The organism is Porcincola intestinalis, assembly GCF_009696445.1.
Taxonomy (GTDB): Bacteria; Bacillota; Clostridia; order Lachnospirales; family Lachnospiraceae; genus Porcincola; species Porcincola intestinalis.
On the sequence record NZ_VULZ01000004.1, the window covers coordinates 19,715 to 37,633 of the forward strand.

15 protein-coding genes and 1 riboswitch are annotated in these 17,919 nt (G+C 55.2%); of the genes, 1 reads left to right on the forward strand and 14 read right to left on the reverse strand.

Going from position 1 to position 17,919, the window contains the following annotated elements; genetic code table 11:
* Positions 1-20: 20 nt before the first annotated feature.
* A complete protein-coding gene (locus FYJ35_RS05005) occupies positions 21-2,297 on the reverse strand; it encodes an alpha-galactosidase (RefSeq protein ID WP_154524083.1) in 2,277 nt (758 codons plus the stop codon).
* 397 nt (positions 2,298-2,694) lie between these two features.
* On the opposite strand from FYJ35_RS05005, the gene FYJ35_RS05010 reads away from it, so the two are divergent.
* Positions 2,695-2,892 (forward strand): cold-shock protein, encoded by a 198-nt coding sequence (locus FYJ35_RS05010; RefSeq protein WP_154524086.1) that lies wholly within the window; start codon positions 2,695-2,697, stop codon positions 2,890-2,892.
* Between the two features lie 64 nt (positions 2,893-2,956).
* Here the strand turns inward: FYJ35_RS05010 and FYJ35_RS05015 are convergent, their stop codons facing one another.
* The 13 genes from FYJ35_RS05015 to FYJ35_RS05075 form a co-directional block, all read right to left on the reverse strand.
* Positions 2,957-3,106 (reverse strand): hypothetical protein, encoded by a 150-nt coding sequence (locus FYJ35_RS05015; RefSeq protein ID WP_154524089.1) that lies wholly within the window; start codon positions 3,104-3,106, stop codon positions 2,957-2,959.
* Between the two features lie 56 nt (positions 3,107-3,162).
* Complete coding sequence (hflX, locus tag FYJ35_RS05020; RefSeq protein WP_154524430.1) at positions 3,163-4,413, reverse strand: GTPase HflX; 1,251 nt, start codon at positions 4,411-4,413, stop codon at positions 3,163-3,165.
* A gap of 135 nt (positions 4,414-4,548) precedes the next feature.
* Positions 4,549-5,625: a tetratricopeptide repeat protein gene (locus tag FYJ35_RS05025; RefSeq protein WP_205839719.1), complete on the reverse strand. Its 1,077-nt coding sequence runs from the start codon at positions 5,623-5,625 to the stop codon at positions 4,549-4,551.
* A gap of 118 nt (positions 5,626-5,743) precedes the next feature.
* Positions 5,744-6,199 carry a YbaK/EbsC family protein gene (locus FYJ35_RS05030; protein ID WP_154524432.1) on the reverse strand — a complete coding sequence of 152 codons (456 nt, stop codon included), beginning with the start codon at positions 6,197-6,199 and terminating at the stop codon, positions 5,744-5,746.
* A gap of 168 nt (positions 6,200-6,367) precedes the next feature.
* Positions 6,368-6,985, reverse strand: a complete 618-nt coding sequence (locus FYJ35_RS05035; protein ID WP_154524095.1) for an ECF transporter S component — start codon at positions 6,983-6,985, stop codon at positions 6,368-6,370.
* A gap of 110 nt (positions 6,986-7,095) precedes the next feature.
* Positions 7,096-7,214: riboswitch (FMN riboswitch) on the reverse strand.
* A gap of 122 nt (positions 7,215-7,336) precedes the next feature.
* A complete protein-coding gene (locus FYJ35_RS05040) occupies positions 7,337-8,548 on the reverse strand; it encodes an Ig-like domain-containing protein (protein WP_205839720.1) in 1,212 nt (403 codons plus the stop codon).
* A gap of 55 nt (positions 8,549-8,603) precedes the next feature.
* Positions 8,604-9,428, reverse strand: a complete 825-nt coding sequence (locus tag FYJ35_RS05045; protein ID WP_154524101.1) for a TrmH family RNA methyltransferase — start codon at positions 9,426-9,428, stop codon at positions 8,604-8,606.
* Between the two features lie 308 nt (positions 9,429-9,736).
* Entirely contained in the window at positions 9,737-10,711 is a 975-nt protein-coding gene (gene pfkA, locus FYJ35_RS05050) for a 6-phosphofructokinase (RefSeq protein ID WP_154524104.1), read from the reverse strand.
* 148 nt (positions 10,712-10,859) lie between these two features.
* Positions 10,860-12,230, reverse strand: a complete 1,371-nt coding sequence (locus tag FYJ35_RS05055) for a citrate/2-methylcitrate synthase (RefSeq protein ID WP_154524107.1) — start codon at positions 12,228-12,230, stop codon at positions 10,860-10,862.
* A 91-nt stretch (positions 12,231-12,321) separates the two neighbouring features.
* Entirely contained in the window at positions 12,322-12,951 is a 630-nt protein-coding gene (locus FYJ35_RS05060) for an ArsR/SmtB family transcription factor (protein WP_235906378.1), read from the reverse strand.
* A 185-nt stretch (positions 12,952-13,136) separates the two neighbouring features.
* The gene (locus FYJ35_RS05065; protein ID WP_154524110.1) at positions 13,137-13,796 is read right to left on the reverse strand and encodes an HAD family hydrolase; all 660 of its coding nucleotides are present in this window, start codon (positions 13,794-13,796) and stop codon (positions 13,137-13,139) included.
* Entirely contained in the window at positions 13,793-16,117 is a 2,325-nt protein-coding gene (locus tag FYJ35_RS05070) for a L,D-transpeptidase family protein (protein ID WP_154524113.1), read from the reverse strand. Before FYJ35_RS05070 ends, FYJ35_RS05065 begins: the two co-directional genes overlap by 4 nt.
* A 278-nt stretch (positions 16,118-16,395) precedes the next feature.
* Positions 16,396-17,829, reverse strand: a complete 1,434-nt coding sequence (locus FYJ35_RS05075; protein WP_154524116.1) for a L,D-transpeptidase family protein — start codon at positions 17,827-17,829, stop codon at positions 16,396-16,398.
* Positions 17,830-17,919 lie beyond the last annotated feature (90 nt).

Genomic DNA, 17,919 nt, shown 5'->3' on the forward strand with positions numbered 1-17,919 from the left:
CCATGACTGACGGAACCGCGTCACTGTCTAGTGAAGTGCCACTGGTATGCCAGGTACTCTCCGAAATGGAGCGGTACCGGCAGCCCTGCTTCCATGAGTGCTCCTCCGCCGTAGACGATCCCCCGCTTTCCGGCCGTATTCAGGCCCATCGAGCCGTTCTGCCCGCCGGGTGCACTGCCCGCTGCCTGAGCTGAAGCCTCCGCTGCGTCTTCGCCGTTGTCATCCAGCAGGTAGAGCGCCTCCTCGTCCAGCCCCTGAAGCCTGACATAGTCCTGTGTCATATTCCCATGATTGTTCTGCGTGACAATGCTGACCAGAACCTCCGTTCCATCCTTTGACACAATCTCCCAGGCCGCCGGTCCGCCCTTCAGCGGATCTGTCAGGCGGTAGTAATCCCCGCCGGAAATGAGCGGCGCATACCGTTTCTGCCTTGCCACGTCTCTTCGGACCTCCGCCTTCTCCGCCTCGCTCATTTTCGCCGGATCCAGCTCGTAGCCGAAGGTACCGCTCATGGCGATCACCGTGCGGGTATAGAGCGGCGTGACGCGGCCGTCCTGCTCATTCGGCGACACCGAGACATGGGCACCCATCGAACTGACCGGATACCCGAAGGAGGTTCCGTACTGAATGCGGAGCCTGTCGATCGGATCCGTGTTGTCGGAGCACCAGATCTGCGGCGTGTAATACAGCATGCCGGCGTCAAATCTTCCGCCCCCGCCGCTGCAGCCCTCAATGAGCAGCTTCGGATACCGGGTGCAGAGCCGTTCCAGAAAATCGTACAGGCCGAGGATATAGTCATAGAGAACGGCGCCTGCCTCCCTGCCGGCTTTCGAGTAAACCTCCGCAATCGAACGGTTGTAATCCCACTTCACATAGTCGACCGGGCCCATGTCGATGATCCGGCAGACCTGATCATAGATGGCATCCACTACTTCCCTGCGCGAGAAGTCCAGCACCAGCTGGTTGCGTGCCCGCACCGGCTTTCTTCCGGGAATCGCGAGCGCCCAGTCCGGGTGCGCCCGGAAAAGATTGCTGTCCTCGTTGACCATCTCCGGCTCAAACCAGATGCCGAACAAAAGTCCCATGCCATGAATCTGCTCCACCAGCCGGTGGAGATCCCCGATCTTCTTTTCATTGACAAACCAGTCTCCAAGTCCGCTGTTGTCCGAGTCCCGCTTTCCAAACCAGCCGTCATCCAGGACGAACAGATCCAGATTCAGCTCCTTCGCCTCCCTGGCCAGATTCAGAATCTTCTCCGCGTCGAAGGTCAGATAACAGCCCTCCCAGCTGTTGAGCAGCACCGGACGCACCCGGTCCCGCCAGTATCCGCGCACCACATGGCTGCGGATGCAGTCGTGAAGCTGCCTTGACAGGCCGGACAGGCCTTCCCCGCTGAAGCTGAGGATTGTCTCTGGTGTGGTAAATGACGCCCCGCTTTCAACCGGATAGTGGAACATGTGGTCCGACAGACCGATCTGCATCCGCGTCTGTCCGAACTGGTCGAGCCCGGCCATCCCCATAAATCCACCGCTGTAGACCAGCTCCATCGCGTAGCAGGATCCTGCCGTCTCGGCTGCCTCGCGGTCAGCCAGGATCAGAAGCGGGTTGTACTGATGGGAGGAAGTTCCCCGCCGGCTTATGACAACCTGCTCTCCGTGGGACACCGGTACCCTCTGCGGGGTACGCTCCATGGCATGCCTGCCATAGAAGGTCATGAGGTCATAGTCCCCGCCGACAAAATCCAGATTTGCAGAGAGTGCCCGGTTGAGATAAATCTTCTCATCCGAGTCATTGTATATGACGGCCGCCCTCGTGATGATATTCAGCTCCGGTAAAACCCCATACAGAAGCTCGACCCTCAGCTTTGCCTCCGGGTCCCGGAGCGTCACCACCAGCGTCTGCGCCTTGTCCTTATCTGCGTCTGCATACACGGCCGGAAGCTCCGGAAGGCTGTACTTTCCGTCCCGGATTTCATAGGAGTCGAAACGCAGATCGCATCCCGTCTTCCCGCTCTCCGTCTCAACCACCAGCGCGGGGGATCTGTAATCACCGGTTCCCTGCGACGGATACTCCTGCGGAAGCGCGTCCAGAGAATACGCACGGTCATTTCCGACATCATACGGATTGCCTGAAAATCCCCTGTCCGCATATGTCAGCAGATAGTCCATCCTGCCGGCACTCTTTCTCCCGTAGTACAGGTGCAGAAGCCGGTCATGCCGGTCTGCCATCATCTGATAGGTACCGTCTTTCGTCTGAATCGTAAAGATCCTGTTTAATTCATCGTAGGAAATAGTCATCGTAGTGATTCCTCCCTGTTCTGGATGTCTGATGCCCTCATTATACACGAATATCCCGTCCGCGCGCGGCTCTGTCCCCGGAAGAAGCGGTTTCTTTCTCTGCCCGGCTGCCGGTGCGTCCCTGAAATGTGATCTCTCGATGCCTTCTGTTTTGTTGTGCATTCTGCACAATCATCGCATAACAAATACATCATTTTCATGTCATATCGTATTAAGAAACCTGTCTTTTCAGCTTGACAGTGCCCATAGCCCGGGATATAATCAGGTTTGCAATTACGATTAACGGTATGAAAGATACAGCCCTCGTTGATAGATGAAGTTCATTGATTGTCAACCAAGCTAATGTTTCTTAAATAACCGTTGTCAATCCTGTTCTTATTTTCAATGGAGGTTCATCATGAACGGAACTGTTAAGTGGTTCAACGCAGAAAAAGGCTATGGCTTCATCACTGGCGAGGATGGAAAGGACGTATTCGTTCACTTCTCCGCAATCCAGGGCGAAGGCTTCAAGACCCTCGATGAAGGCCAGAAGGTTACATATGATCTGGTTCAGGGCAACCGCGGCATGCAGGCTGCCAATGTTGTGAAGCAGTAATCAGAAGCTTTACAGGCGGTGAATCAGGGTGGCTCGCTTCGGCGTTCCGCCCTTTTTTCTGCTGTCATGCCATCCGTCTGCAGGGTCCTCTCAGTCCCGCGCCTGACGTCTGCTTTCCGGCGACAGTCAGCTGCGCCTGCCCCATCCTGCAGACATTCTCCGGATCTGAGCCGGACGTCTTTCTTCCGGAGGCAGTCAGCTGCGCCTGCCCCATCCTGCAGATATCCCCGGTTCTGCGCCGGCAGCCATCCACCTGCGCCGGAAGCCATCTCAGATGCTACCGTAAATTTTCTTCGGCACATAGGCCTTCACCCAGATCCCATCCGGCTCATATTTCGACTCCAGAATCTGCCCGTACGTGCGGATCAGCTGAACCTTCCCGCCGTCCTGATAACCATATGTCCGTTCCACCAGGATGAGATCGCGTGTCAGGACATCCTGAAGGACACGCTCGAATGCATCCAGTCCGGCGCCGGTCTTGGCCGATATCCGGACAACTGCGTCCGCACGGCGGTCACCTGTCACCTTTCCGGTCATCCCATCGTCCAGACAGTCTGTCTTGTTCAGCAGCGTAATGACCGGTTTCCCCATCACGCCAAGCTGTCTCAGCGTGTCATAGACGGTCTCCATCTGGCTCCCTGCCTGCGGGTTGGAGGCATCCACAACGTGGATGATCACATCTGCATACTTTGCCTCCTCCAGTGTCGAGCCGAATGCCTCGACCAGATGATGGGGGAGCTTTCGGATAAACCCGACCGTATCGGTCAGCAGGACCTTCTGCCCGCCATCAAGCTCCAGCAGCCTGGTAACCGGATCCAGCGTCGCGAACAGCTTGTTCTCCGCCAGAACCCCCGCGCCTGTCAGGGTATTCAGAAGAGTCGACTTCCCGGCATTCGTGTAGCCGACAATCGCCGCAACCGGTGCGGCTCCCTCGCCTCTGTGCCCGCGGAGCAGCTCCCGGTGCCGTCTGACATCCTCCAGCTCTCTTCTCAGCTGTGTGATCCTCCGCTGAATGAGCCGCCTGTCTGTCTCCAGCTTCTTTTCTCCAGGTCCCCTGGTCCCGATGCCGCCTCCGAGTCTGGACAGCTGCGTCCCAATCCCGGACAGCCTCGTCATACGGTACTTCAGCTGCGCCATTTCCACCTGGACCTTTCCCTCGGAGCTGGTCGCCCGCTGCGCAAAAATATCCAGGATCAGAAGTGTCCGGTCCATCACCTTCAGGTCAAGCGCATCGCTCAGATTGCGCATCTGAGCCGGCGAAAGCTCATCATCCGCGATCACGCCGTTTGCCTCAAGCTCCTGCGCAAGCGCCTTCACTTCCTCTATCTTTCCCCGGCCGATATAAGTGCCCGGCTCCGGATTCTCCAGGTTCTGAATCACCGTGCCCAGCACTTCCGCACCGGCGGTATCCGCAAGAGACGCCAGCTCCTCGAGAGAGTCCTGCTCATCCACCTCGCTCTGCGGCGTGCGGACTCCAATCAGAATTACACGATCCCGCTGCTCACTGCCTTTATCTGTCATCCGATCGTCCAAGCTGCTTCCTTTCCCGGCTGCCTGTATCTGGCTGCCTGTGTCCAGTCCGTCTTCGGCCGTCACCCCGCCAGCCCGGACATAGCCGCTGTCCCTTCTTGATGTTTCGTCCCATGAAGCGCCGCCTCAGTTCCTCGAATTCAGGAAGGTCAGCTCCCGCTGCCCCTTCTCGTCTGTCGGGTAGAGCTCCACATATTTCTGGCACTTATCCTTCGCTGTCAGGAAATCCAGACTCTTCTCGTAGGCTACAACCTCATTGAAATAAAGATCCTGTTTTCCTTCATTTCCGGGAAGAGCAAGGCCCTGCGCAATGTACTGGAGCGCCGTCTGGACATCATCCTGTGCCAGCGCGCAGAGCGCCAGCCCGTTGTAGCTGTCCGTGCTGGACGGATCAATCGACTGTACCTGCGTATAGATCGCCTTCGCGTTGTCATAGTCCTTCCTGGCAAGATAAATCTGCCCCATCAGAGACATCGCCGGGACATTCTTCTCCTTGATCGGCTCGGCCAGAGCCTTGGCCGCCTCATCGTACTGCTCCAGATAATAGTAGATTTGTCCAACCTGATAGTACCCTTCCGCATCCGACGGTTCCGTTCCGAGCGCCGTCTGGAGATATTCGTCCCCGACAGCCGACAGATGATTGTCATTGTAGACTCTGTATATATTCAGGTACAGACTGTAGTTTGACGGATCCAGGGAAACCGCATAGTCAAAGTTCGTCTTCGCCTTATCCTGCTCGCCCTGGTAAAGATATGCCGCGCCTCTGTAGAAATAAGGCTCCTTCATCTTCTCATCCATGCCGATGAGCGATTCCGCCGTCTTGATGACCGCCGCATAATCCGCTCCGCGGTATTCGGCAGACTCCCGGTACAGAAGCAGATCCTTGACTGTGTCCGGCATCTTCTCATCCGTCGCGGCCAGCGCCTTGTTGAAGGCATCCACCGCATCCTTATACTTCGCCTGCCCCATCAACGCAATGCCGAGTCCGCGGTATGCCTGAACCGCATCCTCCCCCTCCGTCACAGCCGTCTCGAAATCCTGCTGCGCCGACTGGAAATCCGCATCCTTCACAGCGCGGTATCCCTTCTCCGTCTTCTGCGTAGAAATCCCGCCCGAACAGCCTGCCAGCAGTCCCCCTGCAAGCAAAAACATGCCTGCCGTCACCGCCACACGCCGTCTCACCGACTGCTTCCATCTGCTCATCTTTCCGTTCTCCATAACCCTCTTTCCCGATATGGTCCGGCACCCGCAACCGCCCGGCGCTTCCTGGGTCCGGATCCGCGCCATCACCTTATCTCCGGTACCCGGCGCCTCCTCTTCCTCACTTCGTGACGTCGATCCACGCCTGGTACCCGGAGTACTGTTCAAGCTGACTGAGTGTGATCCGCACCGCACTGTTGCCGCTCCCGGCAGCCGGATAAACGACCTCATGGCACCTGAGAGACGCATCCAGGTACACCGTGACGTCCTCCTTCACCGCAAACGGGCAGACCCCGCCCGGCGCATGCCCGATGTATGCCTCCACCTGATCGTGCGGAATCATCATCGCTTTTTTATGAAAGTATTCCTTATATTTATGATTGTCAACGCGGGCCATCCCGGCCATCACGATCAGCACCGGTTTTCCGTCCACCAGAAATGATAGTGTCTTCGCGATTTGATCCGGCTCTGTATGGAGCGCCTCCGCCGCCAGCTCAACCGTCGCCGAAGACTCCGGCAGTTCGATCACCTCGATGCCTGTTCCCCTGAAGTATTCCTTTACCTTCTCTACTGCCATAACGCTGTTCTTCTTCTTCCCACGTGACTGCATGCCGGCTGCCCCGCCCGAATCTGTGCAGCCGTGTATAACAGGCGTCATTATCGCACATCTCCGGAAAGTTGGAAAGAGCCCCGGCTGCATACCGGAGCTCTTCCCATGTTCACATGATATTCACGTGATGACTTATTATCCTCTGTTTGTCCCGTGAATCAGCGGGGACAGTGGTTTATAGATCAGGAATGTCACCACAACGGACAATATCGCCTTCAGAAATGTGAACGGCATGTTGAACGTGACAAGGCACTGAAGCAGGTCGCCATCCTGAATCGCCGGATTGATAACCTGATACATCTTGATGATAGCATCCATCGGCATGAAAGCCGTATAGAACGGATAGACGATGAAGTAGTTGATCGGGACGCTCAGCGCCGCCATAACCACCGCCCCTGTCAGTGCCCCCGCAATCGCGCCTTTCTTGGACTTGCGGAAACGATAGATCAGCCCTGCCGGCAGGACGAACGCCGCATTCAGCAGGAAGTTCGAAAGCTCCCCGACACCGCCCGATGAGGTGAAAAACAGATGCAGCAGATTCTTGACCGCAGCAATCACGACCCCGTAAACCGGTCCCATCGCAAACGATCCGATCAGCGACGGAAGGTCCGAGAGATCCAGCTTGATGAAGGATGGCATGAATGGCACGACAATCTCGATGTACATCAGGACAGTCGCGATTGCGGACAGCATCGCCGTGACGGCGATGTACCTGGTACGTTTCTGCGTCTTTGTCATAACACGTGGTTTCATTGTTGAACCTGCAGATGAGTCAGCCATAAAAAAAGCTCCTTTCCGTGTACTCTACACTCTGCAAGAGGTTCAGGTGTGAAAGAGATGGAAAGAAACTTCGATTCAGTTCGATATATCTTCTTCCATCCGGACTATACCGTCGGCCCCGGAATCACACCGGGTCAACCGCTCTCGCGGGTAGCAGGCTTTCACTGCCGGTGGGGAATCGCACCCCGCCCTGAAGATCTCTTTACTTGATTGACAAGCCCAGTATAGGGCACAGGGGCCTGAGATGCAAGCCCCTCTCCATTTCCGATCAAAAACTTTTCATCACTTTTCAGCAGAAATCACTGTACCCATCCATCTCTCCGATCACTTGTGATAGATGCAGATCCTTGCTCCGTCCGTCACCTGGCGCAGGATTTCGATCATATTCTGCCGGCTAACTGCCACGCAGCCTGCCGTGTAACCGGAGTTGCCCTTGCAGTGCAGGAAAATCGCGGAACCTTTTCCCGGCGTATTCGCACTGTTATAGTCAAGGAACATGCCATACGCATAGCACTGTGTATAATCAATCAGATGCTCTCCTGCGCACTTGTGCGGATGTTTGCGGATATCAACCAGCCGATTGTACATATACCGGTCGCCGCACCAGTACAGATACTGGTTCACCCGGACGTAAGGCATGGATGTCCCCGGATTCGCCTGGATTCCAAATCCGGAAGTCAGCCGGAACGTCCCGGTCGGCGTCCGCTTGTCTCCCTCCTTCACCTTATCGATCCCATTTTTTCCGACCTCGCCGTCACAGGTCAGGATGCATTTCCATGTCCCGGACTCCTTCACATACAGCAGGACATCCGCCCTGCTCCCGCCGGTATACTGGACAAAGAGAAGCTGATTCACACCGCTCTCATTCTGATACATCTCCAAAAGACGTGTCCATCGGTCTTGCTGTCCCGATTGTGAAACCTGTGTTGTCTGTGTTGTCTGCGTTGGCTTCCCGCTCTGATATTCCACGCTCTGCGTCCCCTTTTTTCTCCTGACCCGAACCTTGCAGATAGCCTTGAGCTTTCCATAATAAGCCGTGATCTGTGCTGTCCCCGCTTTCTTTGCATGAATCCTGCCCGAAGACGAAACCGCTGCCACCTTCGGATTGCTGCTTTTCCACTTCATCCTGCGGATATTTGTCTCCACTGTCAGACGCTGCCTCTGCCCGGCAGCCATGTCGATCCTGGATTCAGCCAGCTTCAATATCTGTACTTTCACACGGCAGGACAGCACCTTTCCCCCGGGAAGAGCTGCCGTGATCCTTGCCCACCCGCCGGAAATACCCCGGACAACTCCCTTGCGCGAAACCCGGGCAATGTTCCTGTTACTGCTCGCCCAGACAATCCTGCCAGAATGCACATTCCGCACTCGGAGACGCAGCTTCTTTCCCTGTGGCACATAAGCTATCCGCTGACTGATCGAAGGCGTTGCCGCGGCAAAGGCATTGTTTTTCTCGCCCGTCCAGACAGTCAGCAGCAGGCACAGAAAAAACGCCCCCAGCCAGATTCTCTGAAAGCATTTACAACTCCTTTTCATACCCAAATCCTCCATCTCTGTTCCCGTTCAGTCTCTGCACAAAGTTTCCTGCTGTTCAGGTATCCTTCCTCCCTGCCCGTCTCTGCCTGCCCGCTTCATACATCAGAATCGAGGCCGCCACGGCCGCATTCAGCGATTCCACCTTCCCCGCCATGGGAATGCGGACCCGGACGTCGGCCAGCTCTGAGATCCCGTCAGAAAGTCCCCGGCTTTCATTTCCGATCAGGAACGCAGTGCCCTTCGTGTAGTCTTCCCCATCATATGTGTGTCTTCCCTGAAGATGAGCGGCGCAGACTGTAACGCCCGCCTGCTTCACCTTCCCGATCGTTCCTGAGAGGTCATCTGTGTAGAGAAATGGAACCCGGAAGATGCTCCCCATCGTCGATCTGGTGACCTTCGGGTTGTACAGATCCGCCGTCCCCCTGCTCATCAGAATTCCGGTCACACCGGCGCCCTCCGCAGTACGGATGATCGTCCCGAGATTGCCCGGGTCCTGAAGATTCTCTAGAATCAGAAGAAGCGGCTCTGTGTGCTGCCCGAACAGATCCTCGAGGCGGTAATGTTGCTGAGAAACCACGGCCATCACTCCCTGGGGCGACTGCGTATCCGAAAGGTTCCGGAAGATCTCATCCGATACCGTTTCAACAACCGTTTCCTTCAGTCTGTCCTGAGCTGCCAGCACGGCTTCGACTGCCTTTCTTCCTGCTTCGCTTTTCAGAAAAGACTCTGATGTGTACACTTCCCGCAGCTGCGCGGCAGGAATCTCCCGAAACATCTTGATGCCTTCCACCAGAAACACATCCTGAGCATTCCGCTCGGATGCCTTTCTCTTTAATGCGATCAGATTTCTGACCTTCGCATTGCTCTTGCTCGTAATCATTGTTAATCCCCGCCGTTTCCTGTCCTTACATTCCGGCTCTCTCTGCCGTTCCGACGCCTGACGCCTGTACCCCGCACGGCCATCTGTTCACAAAGGCAGCCTGGCTTCCTTTGCTGTTCCAGTGCCTTACACCTGCAGCCCGCACACCCGTCCGTGTTCACAAAAACAGCCCCGCCCCGGTTTTTTCCAGAGCGAGGCCGTCACAAACCTCCTCATACAGAGAGTCATCTGCTATCGTCGCTGCATCCTCAGCTGGCCAGTGCCCTCACGGCTCTTACCATCTACACCAGCTGTCTCTTTCTGCGTCTTCAGATGCTCAGCGCCTTCGCAACTCTGACCATGTATTCCGGCAGGCTCTTCTGCATCTTCAGCGCCTCCGCAATATCAAAGTCAACCCACTCGCCGCCCTTGACACCGACCACGCGGTTCGTCTTTCCTTCCGCAAGCAGATCGACCGCATACGAACCCATCATCGATGCATACACACGGTCGCGGCAGGTCGGGCTCCCGCCTCTCTGCATGTGCCCGAGAATCGTTGCCCTGGTCTCGACACCGGTTGCCGCTTCAATTCGTCTTGCCATTGAGCTCGAATGCCCGATTCCCTCGGCATTGATAATGATGTGGTGCTTCTTTCCACGCTTGCGCATCTCGATGATGTGGTTGATCAGCTTCTGCTCATCATAATCGTAGGACTCCGGCAGAAGAATATCCTCCGCGCCATTCGCAATCCCACACCACAGCGCGATATAACCCGCATTCCGGCCCATGACTTCGATGATCGAGCAGCGCTCATGCGAGGTTGACGTATCGCGAACCTTATCGATGGCCTCCATCGCCGTGTTGACGGCCGTATCAAAGCCAATCGTATAGTCTGTGCAGGCAATATCGAGATCGATCGTTCCCGGAATACCAACTGTGTTGATTCCGAGCTCCGCCAGCTTCCCGGCGCCCGCAAATGAACCGTCTCCTCCGATCACAACAAGGCCTTCAATGCCATGCTGCCTGCACACCTCCGCCGCCTTCTGCTGTCCCTCCGGCGTCCGGAATTCCTGCGAGCGTGCCGTGTACAGAATCGTTCCGCCGCGGGAAATGATATCCGACACATCACGTGCCGAAAGGTCCACGATCTCTGCGTTCAGCAGCCCCTTGTAGCCCTGATAGATGCCCTTTACATCCATCCCCTTGCCGATTGCCTCACGGACAACCGCACGGATCGCCGCATTCATGCCCGGCGCGTCCCCGCCGCTTGTCAGCACACCGATTGTCTTGACCTTTGAAGCCATCTTCGCATCCTCCGTTCTCTCAACTGCCCGCCTTTATCTGCCGCACTCCCTCTGATCTTTTCTTTTCTTCATCTTACCCGCATAAGAGAAGCGTGTAAAGCGTCCGCTCAACAGGAAATGATTCAGAAATGATTCGGTCCGGCTGCTGTTAGCTGCGGTCTTCCAGCTTGTGGTAGGTTCTGTGATGCCCGACATACTTGTACGCCGGCCGGATAATCTTTCCGCCGGATGAAATCTCTTCCATTCTGTGCGCGCACCATCCGGAGATTCTCGCCATCGCGAAGATCGGGGTGAAGAGCTGTCTCGGAATGCCAAGCATCGAATAGACAAAGCCGGAGTAGAAGTCCACATTGCAGCAGACCGGCTTTGACAGATGCCGTTTTTCTGTCAGCAGCTCCGCCGAGACCTTCTCGACCGTCTGATAGAGATTGAACTCCTCCTCCAGTCCCTTTGCCTCAGACAGCTTTTTCGCCTTCTCCTTCAGAATCACTGCTCTCGGGTCAGAAAGCGTATAGATGGCATGTCCCATTCCATACACAAGACCTGTGTGGTCAAATGCCTCTCCGTCGATGATCTGCTCCACGTATGCCCTGATTGCGCCTTCGTCCTCCCAGTTGTTCACATGCTCCTTGATATCCTTGAACATGTTCTCGACCTTCAGGTTTGCGCCGCCGTGCTTGGGTCCCTTCAGGGAAGCCAGTGAGGCTGCCACCGCTGAGTATGTATCGGTTCCGGTCGATGAGACAACATGTGTTGTGAAGGTTGAGTTGTTTCCGCCGCCGTGCTCCGCGTGGATGACGAGGCACGCATCGAGAACTCTCGCTTCGAGTTCTGTATACTGACCGTCATCGCGCAGCATTCTCAGGATGTTCTCCGCTGCGGAAAGCTCTTCATCCGGATACCGGATGATCAGGGACCGGTCGTTGTGGTAATGCTGGTACGCATGATAATTATAGACTGCAATCATCGGCATCACACCGATCAGCAGCATAGACTGCCTCAGGACGTTCGGGATGGTGATATCGTCCGGATCCGAATCGTAGGAGTACAGCGTCAGAACGGAGCGCTGCATCCCGTTCATGATGTTCGCACTCGGTGCTTTCATGATGACATCCCGGACAAACTTGCTCGGAAGCTCGCGGTACTGCCCCAGAAGATCGATGAAATCACGCAGCTGTTTCCGGTTCGGCAGCTCGCCGAACAGCAGCAGATAGGTGACCTCCTCAAAATTGAACCGGTGGTTCCGGAACCCCTCTACCAGATCCGTGATCTTGTAGCCCTGGTAGTACAGCTCACCCTCGATCGGAACCGACTTCCCGTCAACATCCCGGTGTCCGTTCACGTCTGAGATCTCGGTCAGGCCGGTCAGCACGCCCCGGCCATTCGCCTCACGGAGTCCTCGCTTCACCCCGTACGTTGAATAAAGCGACGGATCAATCTGCCTGGACAGCCCGCCGCTCTGCCCTGCGAGCACCATCATCCGGTCGTCCCGGATTCTTCTCTCATCATCATTCAGCATGTCATACCGCCCTTCATTTTTAAGCTTTTCTAATACGGTACAGCATATTATTTTGAAGGTCAAGCCTCACGGCCCGAATATGTGCGGCAAATCACTTCTTTCCGCCCTTCTTTGACTTCTTCCCCTTCTTGCCCTTTTTCTTTCCCGACGGCTCATGTGCGCCAGCCGTCTGTTCCCTCATCCCGGCGACAGGCTCCACAGCTGACGCTGGCTGCACCCTCATTCCGGCGACAGGCTCCACAGCTTGTGCCGGCTGCTCATGCACTCCGTCCGTCTGTTCCCGCATCCCGGCGACGGGACCAACAGCCGACTCTGCTCCCCGGACCTCCTCTGAGATCAGGCTTTTCTTTTTCTCTTCCTGCACCCTCTCCTCTGCCACAGTGGCCCTTGCCCTTATGGCGATATCAGACTTCTCCGCGTGCTCGGCCTCACTCAGAAACGCCTCCAGCCTCTCTGCAGCCTCCTGAAGCACCGGCCTGTTGACAGAGTAGATTGTCCACTTTCCGCTGCGCGTTGCCGTCACGACCCCATTGTCTGTCAGCACCTTCATATGATGAGACAGGGTCGACTGAACGATATCCATCGATTCAAGAATCTCTCCCGCGCTCAGCTCCTTCTTCGCCAGCAGCCTGAGAATCCGCAGTCTGTGTTCATCCCCAAGCGCCTTGAAAACCCCGTCATAGTCTTCTCTCTTCATGCTCCCACCGAAATCTCTCATCATCTGCTCCCCCGATTGATCAGATACTGATATATATGTCAACTCCTTCCGCCACTCCCATGGCGGAGAAGAATCCTGTCCCGCTGTTTTTCATGTTCTGTCAAAAATCAGACAGACGAAACCCGATATTTTTAAAAATTTCTCTTGACTTTTTCTTTCATATCTACTATTTTCGATGTATAGATAATTCAGATTCTTCTGAACAGATCAGCAAGATCCTGAACCGTCTCCGCAATATATGTCGCGCCTGCCTTCTCGAGCTCCCCCGGTTCGGCAAAGCCATAATAGACGCCGATGGAATCAAGGCCTGTTTCATTTGCCCCCTCAATATCAAATCGCCGGTCACCGATCATGACCACGGAGGCCTTGTCGGCCTGCGTCAGCTTTCCCCTTCTGAAAACCTCCCTGATGATGTCCGGCTTCGAGCTGAGTTTCTCATCCATCGTCGCCCCGACGATCTCAGAAAAATACTGTCCGATCCCGAAGTGTTCGAGAATCTCCCGCACAAAACGTTCAGGCTTCGAGGAGGCGACGGCAAGCTTTCGTCCTTCCTGCTGAAGTGCTTCCAGCAGTTCTCCGATGCCTTCATAGGGATGGCATTCATACAGCCCCTTGCTGCTGTAACGCTCCCTGTACCAGTCAACCGCCTCCATGGCCTTCTCCTCGCTCATTCCATAAAGATCCCGGAAAGAATCGAGCAAGGGCGGACCCACGAAGGCCCTCAGCCTGTTCAGATCCGGCTCCTCAATCCCCATCTTTGAGAGCGCGTACTGTGTACTCTTCGTAATCCCCTCTCCTGAATCGATGACTGTTCCATCCAAATCAAAAAGCGCATACCTGTATTTCATCTCTGCACCTCCGCTGACTGAGTGGATCCGCTCATCCCGCGCTCACTCGCTCCATCATCAGACACCGTCCCATACTGTGCCTCAATATAGGATGTGATCGTTCGGATATCCTGCATCCCGGTATTCTGGGAGACTGCCTCCTGTGAGTCGTCCTTGTAAACAACAACGGGCGTCCCGTCTCCGATTCCGTTGTAGATCAGTTTTACAGCGGCAAGCGGCGTATTGATGCAGCCATGTGAGCCTGCTCCATTGTAAACACTTCCGCCGAAATAATAGCGCTTCTGCAGATCGTGAATCCCGACTCCGCCATTGAAAGGCAGCCAGTAATCAACCGGTGTCGCGTACCCTTCCCCCTTCAGCGTCGCATTCCGGTACTTTCCCTTGAGCGACCAGACACCTCCGGAAGGCGTCTCGTTGTTCTTCTGAGGATTCCCCGTCACGACCGGTGTATCGACAATAAGCGATCCGTTCTTGTAGAACCACATATGCTGGTTTGTGAGATCAATCTCCACATAGGTATTGCCGATATCATTCTTGTCCCGGCACAGCCCCGTTGTGAAATAGACAGGTTCCAGCGTTCCCTTCTTCTTTTCCTTCAGCGCCTCCTCCAGCTCCTGCGCGGTGGAATCCGCGTCCAGCGTCCATCCGTAATCCCCGCCCTCGAGCTCAACTGTCGTGCCAAGGCTTGTGTGAAAGGTCCGCTTTCTTCCAACCGTGTCCGTCTTGTCCGCCAGCTTCACGATATAGGAGGAAACCTTGCTGTCATCGACGTAGTAATTGCCATCCATATCCAGAGAGAGGAAGGTTTCCGCCGTCATCTCCGGATTGATCTGAACACTCTGATCTCCCATCTCAAGTGTGACATTCGCACCCAGAACCTGATTCAGAGCGTTCGCCTTCTCATTGAGGGCATCATCATCGGCGTACACCTCCGGATTCTGATACAGTCCCTCTTTTTCCAGATTGATGGATGTAGAACCATCATTCAATGCGTGAATGATGGCTGTTTTCGTCTTGTCATAGTCCAGCCTGGTTCCCATGACCTCCTTCGTGATGACAGCCCCATCCGCCGTATACTTCAGCTCTGCGTTCCTGGGCTTAATCACACGGCTGCTGTCAAAGACCGTCAGGTTCCTGATCACTGAATCGGCCAATGACGAATCGTATTCCGTTCCAAGTGTTTCTTCATTCGGAGCCAGGATTGTCTTCAGCAGCGCGGCCGGCCAGACCGCCGGGTACTGCTGCCTCATGGCACGGTCAATCATCCCATTGTCCCGGTACTTCATCCCGACCTCGTCAGCGGTGATCCGGTCGCCCGCCCCGCTGTTCGAACCGCCGGAAGAGCGTCCTTTGATCTGAAGCTGGTATCCCTCCACCTTCTTCTCGACCTGCCGCTTCACTTCCTCCACCGTAAGCCCCGAAGCCTTGATCCCAAAAAACTCCGTTGATGGATAAAAGTGATCACTGAAATGAACGCCTGCCGCAATGTATCCGGCTGTCAGAAGGCCGACTCCGGACGCCACAAGAACCTTCCGGAGCGAAACCGTCGAAGCCGTCCTCTGGCTTCTCTCCGCCCTCACCTGCTGCTTTCCGTCCGCTTCAGGCCCCGCCGGTCCGGGATTCCGGCTCTCCGCCAGTCCGATATTCCGGCTCTCAACCCCTCTGGGATTCCGGTTTTCAGCCGGTCTGAGCATCCGGCTCTCAGTCTGCCTGGTTTTCCGACTCTCAGCTGGTCTGGGATTCCGGCTTTCAGCCCCTCTGGGATTCCGGCTCTCCGCCAGCCTGATATTCCGGCTCTCAAGCAGGGGATTTGGCGCATTCAGATAAGGACGGGCCATCTTCACCGTCCCGAATACAGAAGACGCCTCCTCCATGCGTTTCTCCAGATCACTGGCTGTTTTTTCACCGGATGCTTTTCCGCCGGCAGCCGGTTCCGAACGCCTGGCTGGCTCGTTTGCTTTTCTTCTTTTTTCTGACTCTAAGGCTGATGCAGCAGGGTTTTCCTTAACGCCAAATAAGCGTCCGTGCATTCCGACTTCCAGCTTTGAAAAAGCTGCTGCCGGCGCACTGACGCCCTTGTCTCTTCTCTGTGTCTGTTCCGCTGCGTATACGTTTCTCTTTGCTGAGTGGACATTCTTCACACCAGCGGAAGACTTCTTCCGCGACTTACTCGCTGAAGCTGTCTTCTCCTCTGCCAGAACCTTCTTCCACTCGCGATCGCTGACATACAGGAGAGCGTTGCCCTCTCTGCCGTAGCGGGTATAACGGCTTGATGACGGCCGATCTACCCTCGGATCTTCCGCCAGATTTCCCCTGTTCATCTGCTGCCCCTTATGACTGTTTCCACACGAAAACCGCCCTTACAGTCCTCGTGCGCTCCCCACATGCGCCTCTGCACAGGCCCTTCTGATCAGGCAGACGAAAATATTCCCCCTCGGCCGCCTGCCGCACCGTTCCTGATGGCTGCCTCAGACACCACCGTTCAGAGGTCCTGTGCGAACTACTTGTTATTATATCGAATTCACCCTTAAATTCAACGCCGTTTCCAAATTTTTATAAAACGCCTGCCGCCCAGCCCCTGCCGCTCCATCTGCCATGATTACTTATACAGAATGACCGGCGTTCCGGTATCGATATTCTCATAGATCGTCGCTGCAACAGCCGGCGGCAGATTGACACAGCCGTGCGATCCGTTCGTCTGGTAGATATTCCCTCCGAAGGCCGTTCTCCAGCTTGCATCGTGAAGTCCCTGCCCATCGTAGAATGGCATCCAGTACTGGACCGGTGTTCCATTTGTCTCATTGGACGGAATCAGCGTCGCCGGGCTCTGCTTATAGGCAATCGGGAAGACCCCTGTCTGTGTCTCCTGCTTTTTCGACACATTGCCCGTCACGACATTGCTCTCCACAACCAGCTGGCCGTTCTTGTAGAACCACAGATGCTGCTGCGTGATATTGATCTCCACATATTCCAGCAGGTCGTTCGTCCCATCTCTGCCGACTCCTTTGTACGAATAGACCGGCTCCCGCTCCACAGACGTATTGCTCTGGATATCTGAGAGAAGCTGCTGGTATTCCCCATCCTCGTCGACCAGATAGCCGTAGTTATTCTCGCTGTCTGTGAAGGTAATCTGCTGTCCGCCTGTTGTTGTAAAGGTCCGTGTGTAATAGATCGTGTTGTACTTCGCGGCAAGGCTGGTTACATAAGCGCGGATCTTTTCCTCGCTCAGCATCCCCTGTCCATCCTGGAAGAATACCCAGTCCTTGATGGTGTTCCAGTCCAGCACTTCCTTCTGTGTTCCGAAATCATAGGTGATGACAGCCTGATCATAGGCATTGTATGTGTTCATCTGAAGATTAAGTGTCTCATCGGTTGAAAGAACATCCGGCTTCTTGTATAGATCTGACGGAATCTCCACGTTCACATCGCCCGCAGGCTTGGCGGAAGTCACCAGCTTTTCGGCCTCTGTCTTCACCAGCTTCTGAATGTCACCGTCATCCAGCTGCGTTCCCTGAACCTCCGGCTTGATCGAGTACGTCTTTGTTCCCTCATCATAGACGAGCTCGGCATTCGCATTTTCAACTCTGGGATCCTTCAGACTGGCTGCCGTAACCACAGAGCTGATCTTTCCCTCATCCGACGAAAATGGAATATCCAGTGTGAACTCGTTGCCGTTCATGATGCCGTCCAGCAGGATTGGAATACTCGCCCGCTGCTTCTTCAGCGCATCCTGAAGGCCTGCGAGAAGCTTTGACTGATCAACCGTATACCCGAGCTGGCTGAGCGTCCAGGCTCCCTCCTCTTTTCCGCCTTCCGTCAGCGTGATCTTCGGTGCCGAGTATGCATCCGTCAGTATGTGCAGGACATCCTCCGGTTTTCGCTCGGATACATCGAACCCGTTGATGGTTGTCTTGTCAAAATAGGTTGTCCGGTTCCACTCGCGGCTCAGATATGAGACCAGCACAGCGACGGCAACACCAAGCGCCCCAAGCAGCGCAAGCAATACGATCTTAACTGCCTTATTCCCCTTCAAAGTCCTTACCTCTTTATCTTGTACTTGTCTGATGAAACGATCATAGCATTATTGCAGGATGCCGTCACTTGATTTTCCTGTAAAATATTA

Coding starts and splice junctions, on each gene's coding strand:
- FYJ35_RS05045 (WP_154524101.1), bottom strand. CDS start 9,428: ATGATTACGAGCAAGAGCAATGCGAAGGTCAGAAATCTGATCGCATTA.
- FYJ35_RS05015 (WP_154524089.1), bottom strand. CDS start 3,106: ATGGGGCAGGCGCAGCTGACTGCCTCCGGAAGAAAGACGTCCGGCTCA.
- FYJ35_RS05070 (WP_154524113.1), bottom strand. CDS start 16,117: ATGAACAGGGGAAATCTGGCGGAAGATCCGAGGGTAGATCGGCCGTCA.
- hflX (WP_154524430.1), bottom strand. CDS start 4,413: ATGACAGATAAAGGCAGTGAGCAGCGGGATCGTGTAATTCTGATTGGA.
- FYJ35_RS05065 (WP_154524110.1), bottom strand. CDS start 13,796: ATGAAATACAGGTATGCGCTTTTTGATTTGGATGGAACAGTCATCGAT.
- FYJ35_RS05030 (WP_154524432.1), bottom strand. CDS start 6,199: ATGGCAGTAGAGAAGGTAAAGGAATACTTCAGGGGAACAGGCATCGAG.
- FYJ35_RS05035 (WP_154524095.1), bottom strand. CDS start 6,985: ATGAAACCACGTGTTATGACAAAGACGCAGAAACGTACCAGGTACATC.
- FYJ35_RS05025 (WP_205839719.1), bottom strand. CDS start 5,625: ATGAGCAGATGGAAGCAGTCGGTGAGACGGCGTGTGGCGGTGACGGCA.
- pfkA (WP_154524104.1), bottom strand. CDS start 10,711: ATGGCTTCAAAGGTCAAGACAATCGGTGTGCTGACAAGCGGCGGGGAC.
- FYJ35_RS05040 (WP_205839720.1), bottom strand. CDS start 8,548: ATGAAAAGGAGTTGTAAATGCTTTCAGAGAATCTGGCTGGGGGCGTTT.
- FYJ35_RS05055 (WP_154524107.1), bottom strand. CDS start 12,230: ATGCTGAATGATGATGAGAGAAGAATCCGGGACGACCGGATGATGGTG.
- FYJ35_RS05005 (WP_154524083.1), bottom strand. CDS start 2,297: ATGACTATTTCCTACGATGAATTAAACAGGATCTTTACGATTCAGACG.
- FYJ35_RS05010 (WP_154524086.1), top strand. CDS start 2,695: ATGAACGGAACTGTTAAGTGGTTCAACGCAGAAAAAGGCTATGGCTTC.
- FYJ35_RS05060 (WP_235906378.1), bottom strand. CDS start 12,951: ATGATGAGAGATTTCGGTGGGAGCATGAAGAGAGAAGACTATGACGGG.